The 15,312-nt window shown below is 61.5% G+C and carries 16 protein-coding genes and 3 pseudogenes; 4 read left to right on the forward strand and 15 right to left on the reverse strand.

Annotated elements, in window-relative coordinates:
* Positions 1 to 31: 31 nt before the first annotated feature.
* Positions 32 to 388: a YkgJ family cysteine cluster protein gene (locus THL1_RS29055; RefSeq protein WP_083246064.1), complete on the reverse strand. Its 357-nt coding sequence runs from the start codon at positions 386 to 388 to the stop codon at positions 32 to 34.
* Positions 389 to 603: 215 nt separating this feature from the next.
* Positions 604 to 834: a hypothetical protein gene (locus THL1_RS16875; protein ID WP_069084309.1), complete on the reverse strand. Its 231-nt coding sequence runs from the start codon at positions 832 to 834 to the stop codon at positions 604 to 606.
* A 176-nt stretch (positions 835 to 1,010) separates the two neighbouring features.
* On the opposite strand from THL1_RS16875, the gene THL1_RS16880 reads away from it, so the two are divergent.
* On the forward strand, positions 1,011 to 2,663 hold the full coding sequence (locus THL1_RS16880) for a SulP family inorganic anion transporter (protein WP_069084310.1): 1,653 nt from the start codon (positions 1,011 to 1,013) through the stop codon (positions 2,661 to 2,663).
* 48 nt (positions 2,664 to 2,711) lie between these two features.
* On the opposite strand, the gene THL1_RS16885 is transcribed toward THL1_RS16880, so the two are convergent.
* The 4 genes and pseudogenes from THL1_RS16885 to THL1_RS16900 form a co-directional block, all read right to left on the reverse strand.
* Complete coding sequence (locus THL1_RS16885) at positions 2,712 to 2,900, reverse strand: ribbon-helix-helix protein, CopG family (protein ID WP_069084311.1); 189 nt, start codon at positions 2,898 to 2,900, stop codon at positions 2,712 to 2,714.
* A 131-nt stretch (positions 2,901 to 3,031) separates the two neighbouring features.
* Positions 3,032 to 4,258, reverse strand: a pseudogene (locus tag THL1_RS16890) (malic enzyme-like NAD(P)-binding protein).
* Positions 4,259 to 4,707: 449 nt separating this feature from the next.
* On the reverse strand, positions 4,708 to 5,559 hold the full coding sequence (locus THL1_RS16895) for a universal stress protein (protein WP_069084312.1): 852 nt from the start codon (positions 5,557 to 5,559) through the stop codon (positions 4,708 to 4,710).
* 44 nt (positions 5,560 to 5,603) lie between these two features.
* Positions 5,604 to 5,849 (reverse strand): hypothetical protein, encoded by a 246-nt coding sequence (locus THL1_RS16900; protein ID WP_083245922.1) that lies wholly within the window; start codon positions 5,847 to 5,849, stop codon positions 5,604 to 5,606.
* Positions 5,850 to 5,965: 116 nt separating this feature from the next.
* Between THL1_RS16900 and THL1_RS31410 the strand changes: the two are divergent.
* Positions 5,966 to 6,139: pseudogene (locus THL1_RS31410) on the forward strand (hypothetical protein); the annotation flags it as partial.
* A gap of 232 nt (positions 6,140 to 6,371) precedes the next feature.
* Here THL1_RS31410 and THL1_RS16910 read toward each other — a convergent pair.
* The 5 genes from THL1_RS16910 to THL1_RS16930 all read right to left on the reverse strand — a co-directional run bounded on the left by THL1_RS16910 (position 6,372) and on the right by THL1_RS16930 (position 9,221).
* The gene (locus tag THL1_RS16910; RefSeq protein ID WP_069084315.1) at positions 6,372 to 6,851 is read right to left on the reverse strand and encodes an RES family NAD+ phosphorylase; all 480 of its coding nucleotides are present in this window, start codon (positions 6,849 to 6,851) and stop codon (positions 6,372 to 6,374) included.
* Positions 6,851 to 7,309, reverse strand: a complete 459-nt coding sequence (gene parS / locus THL1_RS16915) for a type II toxin-antitoxin system Xre/ParS family antitoxin (protein ID WP_069084316.1) — start codon at positions 7,307 to 7,309, stop codon at positions 6,851 to 6,853. Before parS ends, THL1_RS16910 begins: the two co-directional genes overlap by 1 nt.
* A 100-nt stretch (positions 7,310 to 7,409) precedes the next feature.
* A complete protein-coding gene (locus tag THL1_RS16920) occupies positions 7,410 to 7,754 on the reverse strand; it encodes a hypothetical protein (RefSeq protein WP_069084317.1) in 345 nt (114 codons plus the stop codon).
* 103 nt (positions 7,755 to 7,857) lie between these two features.
* A complete protein-coding gene (locus tag THL1_RS16925; protein WP_069084318.1) occupies positions 7,858 to 8,454 on the reverse strand; it encodes an NADPH-dependent F420 reductase in 597 nt (198 codons plus the stop codon).
* A 14-nt stretch (positions 8,455 to 8,468) separates the two neighbouring features.
* Positions 8,469 to 9,221, reverse strand: coding sequence for an SDR family oxidoreductase (locus THL1_RS16930; RefSeq protein ID WP_069084319.1), 753 nt, complete (start codon positions 9,219 to 9,221; stop codon positions 8,469 to 8,471).
* A 110-nt stretch (positions 9,222 to 9,331) separates the two neighbouring features.
* Between THL1_RS16930 and THL1_RS16935 the strand changes: the two genes are divergently transcribed.
* Positions 9,332 to 10,270, forward strand: a complete 939-nt coding sequence (locus THL1_RS16935) for a LysR family transcriptional regulator (RefSeq protein ID WP_069084320.1) — start codon at positions 9,332 to 9,334, stop codon at positions 10,268 to 10,270.
* A 426-nt stretch (positions 10,271 to 10,696) separates the two neighbouring features.
* Here the strand turns inward: THL1_RS16935 and THL1_RS16940 are convergent, their stop codons facing one another.
* The gene (locus THL1_RS16940) at positions 10,697 to 11,605 is read right to left on the reverse strand and encodes a LysR family transcriptional regulator (protein ID WP_069084321.1); all 909 of its coding nucleotides are present in this window, start codon (positions 11,603 to 11,605) and stop codon (positions 10,697 to 10,699) included.
* 156 nt (positions 11,606 to 11,761) lie between these two features.
* On the opposite strand from THL1_RS16940, the gene THL1_RS16945 reads away from it, so the two are divergent.
* A complete protein-coding gene (locus THL1_RS16945) occupies positions 11,762 to 12,790 on the forward strand; it encodes an AbrB family transcriptional regulator (protein ID WP_069086542.1) in 1,029 nt (342 codons plus the stop codon).
* 8 nt (positions 12,791 to 12,798) lie between these two features.
* On the opposite strand, the pseudogene THL1_RS30720 reads toward THL1_RS16945, so the two are convergent.
* The 3 genes and pseudogenes from THL1_RS30720 to THL1_RS16955 form a co-directional block, all read right to left on the reverse strand.
* A pseudogene (locus tag THL1_RS30720) lies at positions 12,799 to 12,948 on the reverse strand (damage-inducible protein CinA); the annotation flags it as partial.
* A gap of 108 nt (positions 12,949 to 13,056) precedes the next feature.
* A complete protein-coding gene (locus THL1_RS16950) occupies positions 13,057 to 13,740 on the reverse strand; it encodes a TerC family protein (protein ID WP_069084322.1) in 684 nt (227 codons plus the stop codon).
* Positions 13,741 to 13,942: 202 nt separating this feature from the next.
* On the reverse strand, positions 13,943 to 15,214 hold the full coding sequence (locus THL1_RS16955; protein ID WP_069084323.1) for an OprD family porin: 1,272 nt from the start codon (positions 15,212 to 15,214) through the stop codon (positions 13,943 to 13,945).
* Positions 15,215 to 15,312: the final 98 nt, after the last annotated feature.

Raw genomic sequence — 15,312 nt, forward strand, 5'->3', positions numbered from 1 at the left:
CTACCGCCCAATGCTTCTCGTGCGGATCGCACTACACCAGCACTTGGCGGGTGCTGGCGATCAGCTCATGTACCTGGCGTTCGACATGCGCCTCCGTCGACGTTTCCGGTCCACGATCGCGCGGACAGGGCAAGCTCGGGGTAGTCCCGAACAGGCGACAGATCAATGGGCGCTGCTCGTACACTTCGCAGCCTTGCGCGCCGAGGTGTACGCAGTTCCATTGCGCCAGAGCAGCGTCATGTTCGACGTCGCTTTTTACGGGGAGTCGTGACATTTCCTCGGACGACGCGGTCACCGGCCCACAGCAATCGTGACAGCCGGGCACGCAGGCGAACGTCGGGATCAGCCGGCGCAATTGGTCGATCTTTCGACTGGTCGTGCAGCTCAACTGCTTGACCAACCCGTGCCGTTGCTCACCCTTCGCGGATAGCTATGAGGCGCCTCGATCCGCTCCTTGAGCTTGGCCGCAAAATCCCTGGCGCAACGCTCATGGCGAAACTGCACCCGGCGGACACCAAAGCGGACCGTCCATAACTCTTCACTCTGACTGGTCAGATGCTCGACTCTCACTGACATGACGGTGCCTCTGTATCTGCCTGCGGGTCAAAAATGGATCTCTGCGCTCTTTATCCCTAGGTCCCGCAGTTCGTGAATCAAGTCGTCCAGGTGCGCAAACGACTCGACCTCCTCGTTGTCATCGACCAGGAAAAAGCTCCTTCCCGCGTTCTTCTTGAAGAACACGATCCACTCTTTGGTGTTGGTGGGATTGACGATCACATGGGTGTCAAAAAATACGCCTTCGGCATGCCGAGCCTTCACATCAGTTCGCTTCATTCAAGTCACCACGCTACGTTCGCGCTCGCACATTTCTACTCAACGACCTGGCTGGCTCGGCGCCTTGGCACTGAATCGTCCTAGGCTGGTCTTCCCGCTGGTTCCAAGGCGTCCGGGCATTTAATATTATCACTGCATGATAATGCTATGCACATACTTCGATTAAGGGTCCAGTCATGATTGCCGTACGCGAAGCGTGGAAGGCCGGGTTGTTCGGGCGGGAACACTGGGTGCGCAACTTGGTGTCCGGCGTGGTCGTCGGCGTTGTGGCACTGCCCCTAGCCATGGCGTTCGCCATCGCCTCCGGGGTCAAGCCGGAGCAAGGCATCTACACCGCGATCATTGGCGGCTTGCTGGTTTCCCTGCTGGGCGGCAGCCGTCTGCAGATTGCCGGACCGACCGGTGCCTTCATCGTGATACTCGCGGGGGTCACCGCCCAATACGGCGTGGATGGCCTGCAGCTCGCTACCATGATGGCCGGTGCCATCTTGCTGCTCCTCGGCGTCACTCGTCTCGGCGCCATCATCAAGTTCATCCCCGATCCGGTGATCGTCGGCTTCACCGCAGGGATCGGGGTAATCATCTGGGTCGGGCAGTGGCAGGACTTTTTCGGTCTGCCCAAGGTCGGCACTGGGCATTTCCACGAGAAGCTCTGGCACCTGCTGCAGGCGCTGCCGGACCTGCATGTCGCCACCACCCTGCTCGCGACGGCCAGTCTTGCCCTGGTCATCGCGTCCCCCAGGCTGCGCGGTCTGAAACGCGTACCCGGTCCCCTGGTGGCGATGGTGTTCGCCACGGCGGTCCAGTCGCTGTTCCACTTCGATGGGGTAGCCACCATCGGCAGCGCCTTCGGCGGCATTCCCCAGGGGCTGCCCGAATTCGCCTGGCCAGACATCACCCTGTCACGGGTGATCGAACTGATCGGCCCGGCCTTCGCCATTGCCATGCTCGGCGCCATCGAGTCGCTGCTGTCCGCCGTGGTGGCCGATGGCATGGCCGGCACCAAGCACGACTCCAATCAAGAGCTGATCGGCCAGGGCATCGCCAATCTAGCCGTCCCGCTGTTCGGCGGGTTCGCCGCCACCGGTGCCATCGCCCGAACCGCCACCAATATTCGCAATGGCGCCACCGGGCCTTTGGCCGGCGTGACTCACGCCGTGACCCTGGTGCTGATTATTCTGTTCCTGGCACCCCTCGCGTCGAATATTCCGCTCTGCGCCCTGGCCGCGATCCTGTTCGTCGTCGCCTACAACATGAGCGAGCTGAAACACTTCCAACGCATGCTGCAGCGTGCGCCACGGGCCGACGTGGCGATCCTGCTCATCACCTTCGGCCTGACCGTGTTCAGCGACCTGGTGATCGCAGTGAACATCGGCGTCATCCTCGCCATGCTGCAGTTCATACGACGCATGGCCTCCTCGGTCGAGGTGCAACAGGTGGTCGAGGAGGAACTGGCCAGCGAACTGCACGCCAATGGCCAGCTCCGCCTACCGCCCGGGGTGCTGGTCTATACGATCGAGGGGCCGCTGTTCTTTGGTGCAGCAGAAACCTTCGAACGGGTCCTGGCCCAGACTCATACCGATCCGCGCCTGCTGGTGATTCGCCTGAAGCGCGTGCCGTTCATGGACATCACGGGTCTGCAGACACTGGAAGAGGTCATTCAGCAGCTGCACAAGCGGCAGATCGTGGTGAAACTCTGCGAAGCGAATCGCAAGGTGCTCAGCAAGCTCGACAAGGCAGGCATCCTGCAGACCCTGGGGACGGCGCATTACCACGACGAGTTCGCCGCTGCGCTGGCGATAGATGAGGCGCCACAAGCGCCTCGTTAGCCCTGGAGTCGGGACGTTGACCGGCTGACGATCGAGGCTTGCAGGGCGTCAGGATTTGGCGTTGGCCGCCAACGTGCTCTTGGTCTCATAGGTGACGCCATGGTGCTCCAGGTAGTCCCGGATCAGTTGTCGCACCACCTGCGACGGCGTCAAGTCTTGCGCGGCGCACAGTTCTTCGAACGCTTTCTTCTTGTGCGGATCGATGAGAACGGTGAGGCGGGCGGTCTTGCTTTCCATAAAGTATCGGCTCATTCCAGTCGTTAGATGTTAATCAAATTATAATTAACGGGTCCGGGCCTGTCACCGCAGGTGCCATTGAGTGGGACGAGGCGAATCGGACCCGGTCCTGGAGCCCGATCCAAGGTCGGTCACAGCGGGTAATGGGTGGGGTAAGGCAGTCGCGCGGTTCCGGAGTCCACTGCGGCCTGGGCTAGTGCTCCGGCCACCGCACCGAGCAGTCGCGCATCCAGCGGCTTCGGCAGGATGTAGTCCGGTCCGAACTCCAGGCGATCGATGTTCACGCAACACCTCCACCGGAGCCGCCTCCTTGGCCAACTGACGCAGCGATCTTCATCGCCTCGTTGATCCGCGCGGCAAGGAGATTGAGCGCGCCGCGGAAGATGAACGGGAAGTCGAGGACATTGCTGACCTAATTCGGGTAGTCGGAGCGGCCGGTGGCCAGGGCCAGGTCGTCGCGGGTCGCCTTTGCCAGTTCAGGCTTGATCTCCGGATCGGGGTTCGAGCAGGCGAACACGATCGGATTGGGCACCATGGCCAACAGCGCCTCCGGCGTCAGCAGGTTGGCCCCGGACAGCCCGACGCACACATCGTCGCCCTGCATGGCCTCCAGCAGGGTGCGGGCGCCTCCGTCGTTGGCAAACTCTGCCTTGTACGGATTGACCCTGTCCCGACCGCTGTGGATCACTCCCATGCGATCGACCATGTACAGGTTACGCTTCTGCGCGCCGAGGCTGACCAGCAGGCGCATGCAGGAGGTGGCAGCCGCGCCAGCGCCCAGGCAGACGATCTTCGCGTGTTCCAGGGTTTTGCCCTGGATCTCCAGGGCATTCAGCAGGCCGGCAGCGGTCACGATCGCCGTGCCGTGCTGGTCGTCATGGAACACCGGGATGTCGCATTGCTCGATCAGCACCTGCTCGATCTCGGAGCACTCGGGTGCCTTGATGTCTTCCAGGTTGATGCCGCCGAAGGTGTCGGCGGTCCGCGCCACGGTATCGATGAAGGCTTGCGGGCTTTCCGCCTTGACCTCGATGTCGATCGAGTTGACGCCGGCGAAACGCTTGAACAGCAGCGCCTTGTCCACCATTACCGGCTTGCCAGGCAGCGGCCCCAGGTCGCCCAGGCCGAGGATCGCGGTGCCGTTGCTGATCACCGCAACCAGATTGCCCTTCCCGGTGAAGCGATAGGCGTTCTCGGAATTCTTCGCAATCTCGCGCCCCAGCTAGGCGACGCCGGGGCTGTAGGCCAGCGCCAACTGGGCCGCCGTATCCGCCGACTTGCTCAGCGCGATGCTGATTCTTCCGGGGGTTGGAAACTCGTGGTAATCCACGGGCAGCCTGCTTGAAGAGGGTCGTCACATGGGCCTCGGCGAGATTTTCATTACCATGCGATGCTAATACCATTATAATGCTCGGCAACTGGAACCGCGGAGCAGCCCTCCACCCTAGAGGACAGGCTCATCGATTTTCTGCAGCTCGCCAAGTTCGATTGCCGAAGCGGCGCCGGCCATGCGCTGAGCGCCTGGTTCAGCATGCGGAGGCGGCACGTGAGCGGGAGCGGAAGTCTCCGTGAATGCAGACCGAGCCGTCCTGTTACCAACGTCACCCGCCCGCAATGGGCAAAACTTTTTTGCTAGCCACCCTCGTTTAGGCCGCCCTGTGCGGCCAATTTTTTTGCAGATCGAACCGCCACGCAGTCACTCGCCGCTGTCGACCACCGGCTGCGGTGGCAGTGTGCGCGCAGGTGAATCCGCCTGGCGCCGCGTCTTGCTCAGCGGGGCCGGCCGTGGTGGCTATGGAAGTTCGGCTTAGCACACCACCAGCAACGGTGTACGGGTCGTCCGCAACATGCGGGCGGTCGAACTGCCTACCAGGAACTGCCGGAATCGTGAATGGCCGTAGGCGCCCATCACCAACAGGTCGATACTCTGCTCCGTCTGATACAGGTGCAAAGCCGGTTCTACCTCGCCAGCGCTGATCGCCGTGTACACCCTGAAGCCCGCAATGGCCAGTTCATCGCAGGCAGCACCCAGTTGAGCCCAATTCTCATCGTTTGCGCTGCCGATCATGACCAGATGAATGGGGAGCCCCTGGAGAAGCGCGCTAGCGGCTAGCGTGGTCACCGCCTGGCGCATCGTTGCGCTGCCGTCAAAGGCGACCAGCACGCTTTCCGGCGCCTTGAAATGGACGGGTGTCACAAGGATCGGGCGATGCATGCTGCGCACGACGCTTTCCAGCTGACTGCCCATGGCCGACGCCTGGTTTGCGTGAAGCTCGCCGCGCGCACCAATCACCAACAGCTCGATTTCACTCTCCAGTTCGTGCAGGCGATCGACCAGGTCGCCTTCCCGTTGACGCCCTTCCAGCGCGTGGATACCCGCCGCCCTGGCGCGCTCACGCGCGGCGTTCAGGATCAGTCGGTCCTGTTCGAGGGCTTGCCGGCTCTGCTCCTCCTCCTGGGACGCCAGCTCCTGCAGCAAGCTGTCGCGGCTACGAAGCCAAATGTTGCCGCTGAGGTCGACTTCGCTTGGGTACCGCTGCGGCTCCAGCACATGCAGGAAGGACAGCGGCACGTTCAGTCGCTGGCTCGCCCATGCCGCATAGTCACACACCGCAGGTGTAGACGCGGAACCATCGATACACGCCATAACTTCAGGCATGTCCGTACTCCTGCTGGCTGATCTGTGTCCAAACGTCCCCTTTTTCAGCAGTCGGGCGAGCTGAACACCGGTTGGCCAAACTCGTCGATGTGCAGCAACCTGCTGAGGGCATCTTCTGCCGCTTGGATCGCGTCGGACAGGCGGGTGAACTGCATGCCGCCGTAGACCAGGTGGAACAGCGGTTCGGCATCGGTGGTCCGCGGTTGGACGGCGACGAACGCCAGGGCATGGTCACCATTCAGGCGCGCCTCGCTCAAGACAACGTATCCAGGGAAATCTCGCTGTGGCATGGCGACCTCCCGAGGGTGGCATCTCAGAAAAACACTATTGCCCCATTACGAGGCTTTGTCCGCATTTCTGGGTGCCAGGCGACCAGGGGTCGTCCTTGTACCGGGTCGAGGTATTCGGCCAGCGCATCGTCCAGAACATCCCGGACGAAGCCCGTACCTTCGGTATGGAAGGCATATTCCGCCAATTGGGCATCTACCCCTCCGTCAGCCAGCTCTACGAGCCCGTTGACAAGGAACAGGTGATGTTCTGCCGCGAGGACAAGAAGGGACAGATCCTTGAGGAGCCGATCACCTTTGACATGTTGATCGTCGACGAAACCCATCGTCTCAACGAGAAGAGCGGGCTTTACGGCAACCTGCGTGAAAACCAGATCAAGGAGCTCATTGAATCGTCCAAGTGTCTATTTGGCCGTCACGCTAGGTGGAGGCTCCGCGAGCCTTCCTGTAAACAAGCCCCGCCTGTTGTCAGACGGGGCTTTGCACCAGAGCAACGACCCGAAGGTAGGACAACGAGCTGGCCGCCTATTGCAGCGTCTTTGGGAAGTCCTTAAACATCCGCTCGTCATAGGCGAAGTTGTAGACCTCTTTGATTCGGACCATGCCCATCGCGGGATGAGCTGGGTTCAACACGAGATTCCTTTCCAGTGGCATCACGACCGAAGGAACGATCAGGCCGAGGTGACTCGTTGACCTCAGCCAGCGGGTACCGAAATCCATACTTGGCCGATCGGCCGGCACCGCATTCCAGCCCATTGGCAAGTCTTTAAACCCGGGTTCCCAATACAAACCAGGGTCATCTGGCAGCTCGATCAGGGCAATCTTGAGCGGTGGCTGGACCCTGCTCGTGGTATGGACAAACGTCTCGAGGCTGCAAATGCCAGGCGAGAGGCCCAGGTAGACCGCTGGTACGTCGACGTCGTTCCAACGACCACCAGCAATAGCCGCACCCGCGCCTGTAAGGTCATTGATGCGCTTTTCCTTTGCGACCCTCCATCCCTGCATTACGCGGCTCCGCCCCACTCAATGGCATGAAGGACCCGGCGCACTTGATTGGCGCCAATCTCCGTGTCGCACAAGCTCAGCGGTTGCCGTCCTCCCAGGGACTGGTTGGGCTCGGACATCCAGTCTGCGGCCGCCTGCTTGTCCTCAAAGACCTCTTCGGCCAGTAGCGCTACAGAGGCCAGACGATCCAGCCGCTCCGAAGCCACCTGATCCAGCGGCAGGTTGCCCTTCTTCCGACGCTCCAGCGTCGAGGCAGATGCATTGGCAAAAGTCAGCAGTAGCTGGGTCGAAACATGAAAGGCTTCCTTCATGCTAACGACCCATTCCGTGCCCAGCCCAGCCTTGATTTCGGCCAACCGCTGGTTCTCGGTGAGCTTCGCGCGAGCATGAGCCAGGGTCCAGAAGGCGACAGGCTTTGCCATCCCCCTCCTCTCCTCGTGATTTCTGATAGCACTCATGACATGCTCCAAATGAAGAAAAAAAACCTTCAAATGAAGGATATCGCGTTTTGGGTGGTGGAGAAAGCGAGCATTCGATTGGATACTTCGGCGCTAGCGCTCAACCTCTCGGGGCCTGGATCGTTGATCGCGAATCGCCACTAGCCATCATCCCTTGCAGCAGTAATGCCGTTACCATGGAACGAGCAGCGCACGAAGCTAGCGGCATACTCCAAGCTGCATTCGAAAGAGCACAAATGTGAACCTTCAGGACGCCACCCTTGCCCTTTTTCTTGCCGCCCGCATCCACGGTACCGACAGCGCCATCAAGGCAACGGCTAAACGCTGCGCCAATCGCCTTCCCCGTAGTAAGCGCAATCTGCTGGAGCGAGTCGCCTTGCTTCCAGCGATCCCACATCAATGCCTTCTGGCTCTCGGTGTAATGGATGCGGAGTCTTTGCTGCATCTGTAACACTCCTCCTGGCTACCCAGAATCTAGTGCGTTGCATCCGCCGGTTGAATCCACAGCCGAAAGCGGACACCTTGAATCGGTGTCCGCCACTTAGGCCCTAGCTATACCTCACCAGATTTAGAGCCGGCAGCGGCCCACCGGGGAACTGCGCAAGGCGTCCCTCGGCAAGACCTCCCAGGTCGATGCCAGCAAAGCCCAGACGCTCGATCAGCGCCGCCACCTCGGTCTTGGCCTCGACATCCTCCCCTGCATAGAACAGCACTCGGCGTCCTCCCTCGGCTTGCGGGTCGCCAGCCAGCAGTGCCGGCGCCAGATGGTTGAAGGCCTTGACCAGGCGGGCCCCGGGCAGCAGCTGCGCCACCACTTCGCTGGAGCTCTGGGCGCCCAGGTCGAAGGGCCGAAAGGTCGGCGCTTCGATAGGGTTGTTGGCATCCACCACGATGCGCCCGTTCCAGGGGCCGAGCCCGTCCAGCGCGGCGGGGATCTTCGACCAGTTCACCGCGAGAAAGACGAGATCCGCCCGGGCGGCCTCCTCGCGGCTGACCGGCCTGACCTTCGGCCCCAGTTCATTGGCCAGCGCCTGCAGGCTCTCGGGCCCGCGGCTATTGGCGATGACGACTTCGATGCCTGCGTTGCACAGGGTGCGGGCGATGGCGCTGCCGATGGCTCCGGCGCCGATGATGCCTATCTGCATGTCCCGTTCCTCCCTCAGGCGGTGAAGCCGCCATCGACCAGCAGCTCGGCACCGCTGACGAAGGCCGCCTCGGGGCTGGCCAGCCAGGCGACGGCGGCGGCGATGTCGCGACCCTCGCCATAGCGGCCGACAGCGATGTTGGGGCGGACGAAGTCAGCCACCGGGCCGTCCGCCGGGTTCATGTCGCTGTCGGTCGGGCCGGGATGCACGGTGTTGACCGTGATGCCACGCGGACCGAGGTCGCGCACCAGGCCACGACTGAAGCCGGCTAGGGCGCCCTTGGTCAGGGTGTAGGCCGAGGCGGTGGCGAAAGCGGCGTACTGCACCATGGAGCTGCCGATGTGGATGATGCGACCGCCGCGGCCCATGTGCTTGAGCGCCTCCTGGGTGGCGACGAACACGCCGGTGACATTCACCGCGAGGATGCGCTGGAAGTCCTCGAAAGCGATCTCCTCCGGGGCGCCAAGCACGCTGATACCGGCATTGTTGACCAGGATATCCAGCCTGCCGAAGGTGCTGGCGACCTGTTGCACGGCGCTGCGTACCGCTTGCGGGTCGCCGGCATCGGCGGCGATGGCGATGGCCTTGCCGCCGGCCGCGACTATCTCGCCGACCAGCACATCGGCCTTGTCCGGCGAGGCGTGGTAGGTGATGGCGACGCTGGCCCCGTCGGCGGCCAGGCGCTTGGCGATGGCGGCGCCGATGCTGCGCGAGCCGCCGGTGACCAGGGCGACCTGGTCGTTGAGGGGGAGAGTGGCGTTGTTCATGATGCAAACCTCGTGTGGGTGGTGGGTGTGCTCATGAAACGCCTTGGGCTTTCCATGCAGTAGTGGGTAATGGCTAGAATGACTTTCAACCAATGGTTGAAGGTGGATCTATGGAAACCCTGGCCAATCTGGAGTCCTTCGTGCGCAGTGCCGAGTGCGGCAGCTTCTCCGCCGCGGCACGGCGGCTGGGTCTGACGCCGGCGGCGATCAGTCGCAACGTCGCCCAGTTGGAAGCCAATCTTGGCGTGCGCCTGTTCCAGCGCAGCACCCGGCGTCTGACCCTGACCGAGGCCGGCGAGCGCTTTCTCGGCAACGTCGGCGGCGGGCTGGAAAGCATTCAGGCGGCCATCGCCGATCTCACCAGCAGTGCCGGCGCACCGGCTGGCGTGCTGCGCCTGTCGGCGGCCCCGGCCTTCGGCCGCGATTTCCTGTTGCCACTGATGCCCGGGTTTCTCGCCCGCTACCCGGCGGTAACGCCGGAGTGGCACTTCGACAATCGCCAGGTGGAGCTGATTGCCGATGGCTTCGATGCCGCCATCGGCGGCGGTATCGAGCTGTCGCCTGGGGTGGTGGCGCGGGAACTGGCGCCGGCGCATCTGGTGCTGGTGGCGGCGCCTGGTTATCTGGCTGGACGACCCGTGCCGAGGCGGCCGGAACAGTTGGCCGAGTTCGATCAGTTGGCCATGCGTTCGACCCAGAGCGGCAAGGTGCGCAGTTGGATGTTGCAGGGGCCGAAGGGCGAGCGTATGCCGCTGGAGCTGCGTCCGCGCATGCTCGTCAACGATCCCCAGGCGCTCTGTAGCAGCGCATTACTCGGTCTGGGTGTGGCGCTGCTGGCCGTGCCGGACGTGCTGGAGCATCTCGAGCGCGGCGCTCTGGTGCGACTGCTGCCGGACTGGCATGTGGATGCCGGCCCCATCTCGCTGTACTTCGCCAGCCAGAAGCTGCTGCCGGCCAAGACCCGCGCCTTCGTCAATCACCTGGTCGAGCATGCCCGCGAACAGCAGTGGCCGCGACGCTTCGACGCCAGGGGTAGAGGCTTGATTTAGCGAACGTCCGATTTCGGCCGATTCTGTTGAAAAACTCCCTTCGAGATTTCTGCCCACAAAAGTGCATTGCTTACGCTGAAATCTGAGCGATTTGCGGGGCAGAGAACTGCCTTGGATTTCACGTAGCAACGCTTCAGTCGGTCGTTTTTTCGGCTTTTTGCTAGCGAGCCGAGGCGGCTCTGCCGTTTTCATCAGAATCGGCCAATAGCAGTCGCTCGCCGAAGCCCGCTTCCGCCCTTTCCAGTTGCTCGAAGATGTCTGCAAAGTCCGGGATAAGGGATTCTCCAGTTGAAGGGACAACTTGAGCGTGTGCCTTATCCCACAAACGGGTTGGCGCAGATATTCCAGATTGCGCAGCAATAGCCGGCACGCCTGCTTGATGCCCCGTCGCTTCGGCCTGCCATGCCGGAGACGGTTGGCCGGACCTCACGGATCAAGCTGTAGGAATAGGTTGGCCTGATGAGTCAGTAGAATATCCAGGAGAGTTGCCGTCGCCGGCGACTTGTAACCCTCGGAGCGATAGCTCACCCCGATTACCCGTGTCATGGTGGTTTCCGCCAGAGGAATTTCCCGCAGACTGGCCTCCGCCTTTCCACCTAACAGGTGTTCACGGGCAATGAAACTGAGTAAGTCAGTACGGGCAATCAAACGTGGCATCAAGGAAATCGACGTGCTTTCCACCTGCACCATGGGTGTCGGCAGTTGTCGGCTGATGAAGGCGTTGTCAATCCACTTGCGCGCACTGGCTGAGAGAGGTGGCAGCACCCAGCGGTAACGGCACAGCTCGCGCTGGCTGATAGGCCCGCTGAAAAGCGGATGATCGCGGCGTGCCACAACCACGGCTTGGTCCTCCAACAGAGCATGGGTTTCCAGTCCCTCTACCTTGTCGACGAAGGGGCTAATGACCAGGTCCAGATTTCCCTGCAACAGCCCCTCGCGAAGTACATCGTCCATCCCAACCGTAAGTGTCAATGTCACATTGGGAGCGAGGCTCAGCAGTGTCGCAGTGAGCTGTGGCAGCAGGTACTCGGCCATAGAGACTGCGCAGCCCAGTCGAATGTTTCCTACCAAACCATTGGCGAAGTCGCGTACCTCACGGCGCGTCTCATCAACGCTGTGCCGTAGCTGACGGCTTCGCTCCAGGAGCAAATGCCCCGCTGGGGTCAGCTTGATGCGTCGGCCATCACGCTGGAACAAGCTGGCTCCAAGGGATTCCTCCAGGCGTTGAATGCTTTTGGTTAAAGCAGGTTGGCTACGACACAGGCGCTCCGCAGCACGGCCTAGGTGGCCTAGCTCAGCAATGGTCTCGAAATAAGTAAGGTCACGCAGATCCATAATCGATAACTCTTAATTATCAGTTCATCACAATTAGAAAATAGACTTGATGAATCAGCGCCAGAATACTGCCGATGCGCGTTGGACACACCCGCCCCACAGCGCGCACGGAGAATCGCCTTGCCTAGCCATCCCTCTCTCGACTCCATTGCCCTCATGCGGCAGTGGTTGCTTCTGCTCGTTCTTGCAGTAATCGCTGGTCAAGTGCTGCGACTGATCGGAATGCCAGCTGCTGACTTCCTAGGCTCCATGCTGGTAGCCATTGGACTTGGCGTGCGGGGCGCGCGCATCCGCGTACCAGCGCTCGCATTCAAACTCGGTCAGGGTTGCATCGGCTTGCTGGTGGCTCATTCGCTAAGCGCCGAAACGCTTGCCAGCATTGCTCATGATTGGCCCGTCATGCTGCTGGCCACGGCAATAACGGTGGTGATGAGCTTGCTCGTCGCGCTTTTCCTCGTGCGCTACGGTGACCTACCCGGTAGCGCCGCGGCCTGGGGTCTGTCTCCCGGGGCGGCGTCCGCCATGGTGGCTCTGGCCGAGGATCACGGAGCAGACTCCCGAGTGGTCGCCACGATGCAGTACGTGCGAGTGGTCTGCGTAGTGCTAATAGGTGCAGTTGTCAGCCACGCCCTCGGTAGCGAAGTTACTTCCCCCCAAATCCCGGTTGGCACAGCCCCCCTCGGCTTCACTGTGCCTGCCAATGGCATCCTCACCATCCTTGTTCTGATCGGCAGTGTGTTGATCGGTGCTCGCTTCCCGGCAGGTGCTCTGCTCGTGCCGCTACTGGCTGGGTCGGCGATGCAATTGGGCGGTGTATTCATCATCGACCTACCACAATGGCTGTTGTGCCTGGCCTACGGAGCCCTTGGTTGCTACGTGGGATTACGATTCGATCGCGAGACCTTCGACTTCGTCGTCCGTCGGCTGCCGTCCATGCTCCTCAGCGCACTTGCCCTGATTGCTCTTTGCGCCCTGTCCGCACTTTTCATTGCGAATCTGCTGGGCAAGGACTTCCTCTCCGTTTATCTCGCCACCAGCCCGGGTGGGCTGGATTCCATGGCAATCATTGCCCTGGATACCCAGGCGGATGTCGGTCTGGTGCTGGCCATGCAGACCATGCGCCTGTTCGGCGTCATTCTGGTCGGCCCATACTTGGCGCGACAGATCATCCGCCTGTCTCGATGAATGCACCATCAATGGCTTAGATTTATGGCGCCAGTAAGCAGGGCCAGAAGAGTCATCGCCAGGGAAGTCAGCATTGCCCGCTTCCAGGTGAACGTCAGGAAGTCGCTGATATCGCGATCCAGCATCCCCACCAGCAACAGTGTCGAAGCTACAGGACCTCGGCGATGAGTAGAGGGCAGGAGGGTAGCCGGACTGCTAACGCTACCGCAGCCTGGATCCGACTACATACCTGGCGAACACCGAGATCCTGGAATTCAGCCGTTTAACTAATCAACCATTGCTGATGCACGCGTGCGCAGCAATAGACCTATGCCCATCACCAAGGAAGCGCCACAGGCTGCAGCCAGATGCTTGGACCAGGCCTCGTTCGGAATCCAGCTCGCCACCGCGATGTCGGTTACAGCCATGCCCCCGGCAATCCAGCCCAGCAAGCCGCCCCCCAGCAGTACAACCTGCGGGTAACGATCCATCAGTCTGAGCACCAGCTGGCTACCCCAAACGATGATCGGGATGCTGATCAGCACGCCCAGGCTGACGAGGACCAGGTTGCCGCCGGCAGCCCCGGCCACCGCGAGCACGTTGTCCAGACTCATGACAGCGTCGGCGATGATGATCGTTTTGATTGCGGCGAAGAAGCTCGCGCCTGCCCTAACTTCGTGGCCCTGTTCGTCTTCGGGCAGCAGCAATTTCACGCCGATCCATAGCAACAGCGCCGCACCTACCAGTTTCAGATACGGCAAGGCCAGTAGCTGCATGGCAAAGAACAACAATGCGATGCGCAGTAGGATTGCCCCAGCTACTCCACCGACGATGGCTCGGCGTCGTTGTTCCTCCGGAAGATGCCGACACGCCAGTGCAATGACCACTGCGTTATCGCCGCCCAACAGGATGTCGATGGCGATAATCTGCATAAGTGCCATCCAGAAAACAGGGTCACTCAGCCACTCCATAAATCCATATCTCCGCTATCGATAAAAAAATCCGGGGGCAAAGCCCCCGGCTCCGGAACCTCCGCCGGCGCGACGGGTAGTCGAGACGGGTGGTCGGAAAAGCGTGGTTTGAGGATTAAGGGCCCGCGCGCCTTGTGGGCACGCGGGCGCGGCGCCCGCTCTTCTAAGCGCCACTTCGGGCTGGTAAGCCCGCATTCGGGACCTACCAGAGCGCGATGTCGTAGGTGAAATACAGGCGATTGTTGTCGCGGCCCCTGCTGTAGCTGGAGCGATAGGCGATGTTGCGCAGCTTCACACCAAGCCCTTTGAGAGCCCCCTGCTGCACCACGTAGGCAAGGTCAATGTCCCGCTCCCACTCGTGAGCGTTCACCTCGTTGCCGCGCAGTTCGGTCGTGCCATCCCGGCCTTTGAAATAGCGAACGCCAGCTGTCAGTCCAGGCACTCCGATGGCCGCAAAGTCGTAGGCATAACCGAGCATCCAGGTGCGCTCGTCCTCCTCGATGAACTTGCCGACACCAGCATTGCTGAAGCTGTAGACCGTGGCGCCGTTGACGAATGGCAGCCCGCCTTCGCCATTCAGTTGCTGGTAGCCTGCGCTTAAGGCATGGCCCTTCAGGGTGTAGGTCAGCAGGCCGCTGTACATGTCGTTGTCCAGCTCGCCATTGCGTGCCTCTCCCGCATCCTGGCTGTGGAAGTAGCGCAGGTCGGTGGTGAGGCTGCCTGGCCCCAGGGGCAGGCTGTGGACCAGGCCGATGAAGTGCTGCTGGTAGAACTCTTCCAGCTCGCCATAGTAGTAACTCAGGGTCAGGGCCTTGCTGGGCTTGTAGTCGGCACCGGCGAACCAGAAGCCCTCACCGTCATCACCTGCGTATCCGTCGGCAGTGATCGAATGGTTGTCACTGGAGTCGCGCATGCGGAACTCGTCGAAGTAACCACCTGTGAGGCTTAGGTCGGCTATATCGGCGCTGATGACCTGGGTGCCTTCGAAGGTTTGCGGCAACAAGCGCGCATCGTTGCGCACCAGCACCGGCAGCTTGGGCTGATGAGTGCCGTGCTTGAGCGTGGTACCGGCGAAGCGCGCCTTGGCGGTCAGGCCCAGGCTGGAAAATTCGTCCGCGGCCCGACCGTCATCGTGCAGGGGCAAAAGCCCGGTACCGGCGCGGCCGGCGCCGGAATCCAGCTTCACACCCAGCAGTCCCAGGGCGTCCAAACCGAAACCGAAGCGGCCAGGGGTGAAGCCGGATTGCATATCCAGCAGGAAACCCTGGGCCCATTCTTCCTTCTTCGACTGTGCGTTGGCAGCGGACTTGGCGGTCATGCCCGTCTCGTCCTTGAAGTCATCGTTGAAGTAGATGTTGCGCAATTGCAGGTTGGCTTTGCTGTCTTCGATGAAGCCGGCGGCCCCTGCGGCAGGGGCCAGGCAGGCGACTAGGCACGCCAGGGTGGAAGGCAGGGGCTTGGCGTTGGTTTTCATGGTGTCTTCACCTTGTTGTTCTGGACGCACTCGGCCAGCGGGCGCGCAGGAACACACCACGGGGCCAGATCTCAGGGGGCTTGCCCGACTTCGCCGGG

It is taken from the genome of Pseudomonas sp. TCU-HL1 (genome assembly GCF_001708505.1).
Classification (GTDB): Bacteria; Pseudomonadota; Gammaproteobacteria; order Pseudomonadales; family Pseudomonadaceae; genus Metapseudomonas.

What these genes read in the sequence shown, in the direction of transcription:
- THL1_RS16875 (WP_069084309.1), bottom strand. Translation starts at nt 834, where the DNA reads ATGAAGCGAACTGATGTGAAGGCTCGGCATGCCGAAGGCGTATTTTTT.
- THL1_RS16880 (WP_069084310.1), top strand. Translation starts at nt 1,011, where the DNA reads ATGATTGCCGTACGCGAAGCGTGGAAGGCCGGGTTGTTCGGGCGGGAA.
- THL1_RS16885 (WP_069084311.1), bottom strand. Translation starts at nt 2,900, where the DNA reads ATGGAAAGCAAGACCGCCCGCCTCACCGTTCTCATCGATCCGCACAAG.
- THL1_RS16895 (WP_069084312.1), bottom strand. Translation starts at nt 5,559, where the DNA reads ATGCCTGAAGTTATGGCGTGTATCGATGGTTCCGCGTCTACACCTGCG.
- THL1_RS16900 (WP_083245922.1), bottom strand. Translation starts at nt 5,849, where the DNA reads ATGCCACAGCGAGATTTCCCTGGATACGTTGTCTTGAGCGAGGCGCGC.
- THL1_RS16910 (WP_069084315.1), bottom strand. Translation starts at nt 6,851, where the DNA reads ATGCAGGGATGGAGGGTCGCAAAGGAAAAGCGCATCAATGACCTTACA.
- parS (WP_069084316.1), bottom strand. Translation starts at nt 7,309, where the DNA reads ATGAGTGCTATCAGAAATCACGAGGAGAGGAGGGGGATGGCAAAGCCT.
- THL1_RS16920 (WP_069084317.1), bottom strand. Translation starts at nt 7,754, where the DNA reads ATGCAGCAAAGACTCCGCATCCATTACACCGAGAGCCAGAAGGCATTG.
- THL1_RS16925 (WP_069084318.1), bottom strand. Translation starts at nt 8,454, where the DNA reads ATGCAGATAGGCATCATCGGCGCCGGAGCCATCGGCAGCGCCATCGCC.
- THL1_RS16930 (WP_069084319.1), bottom strand. Translation starts at nt 9,221, where the DNA reads ATGAACAACGCCACTCTCCCCCTCAACGACCAGGTCGCCCTGGTCACC.
- THL1_RS16935 (WP_069084320.1), top strand. Translation starts at nt 9,332, where the DNA reads ATGGAAACCCTGGCCAATCTGGAGTCCTTCGTGCGCAGTGCCGAGTGC.
- THL1_RS16940 (WP_069084321.1), bottom strand. Translation starts at nt 11,605, where the DNA reads ATGGATCTGCGTGACCTTACTTATTTCGAGACCATTGCTGAGCTAGGC.
- THL1_RS16945 (WP_069086542.1), top strand. Translation starts at nt 11,762, where the DNA reads ATGCGGCAGTGGTTGCTTCTGCTCGTTCTTGCAGTAATCGCTGGTCAA.
- THL1_RS16950 (WP_069084322.1), bottom strand. Translation starts at nt 13,740, where the DNA reads ATGGAGTGGCTGAGTGACCCTGTTTTCTGGATGGCACTTATGCAGATT.
- THL1_RS16955 (WP_069084323.1), bottom strand. Translation starts at nt 15,214, where the DNA reads ATGAAAACCAACGCCAAGCCCCTGCCTTCCACCCTGGCGTGCCTAGTC.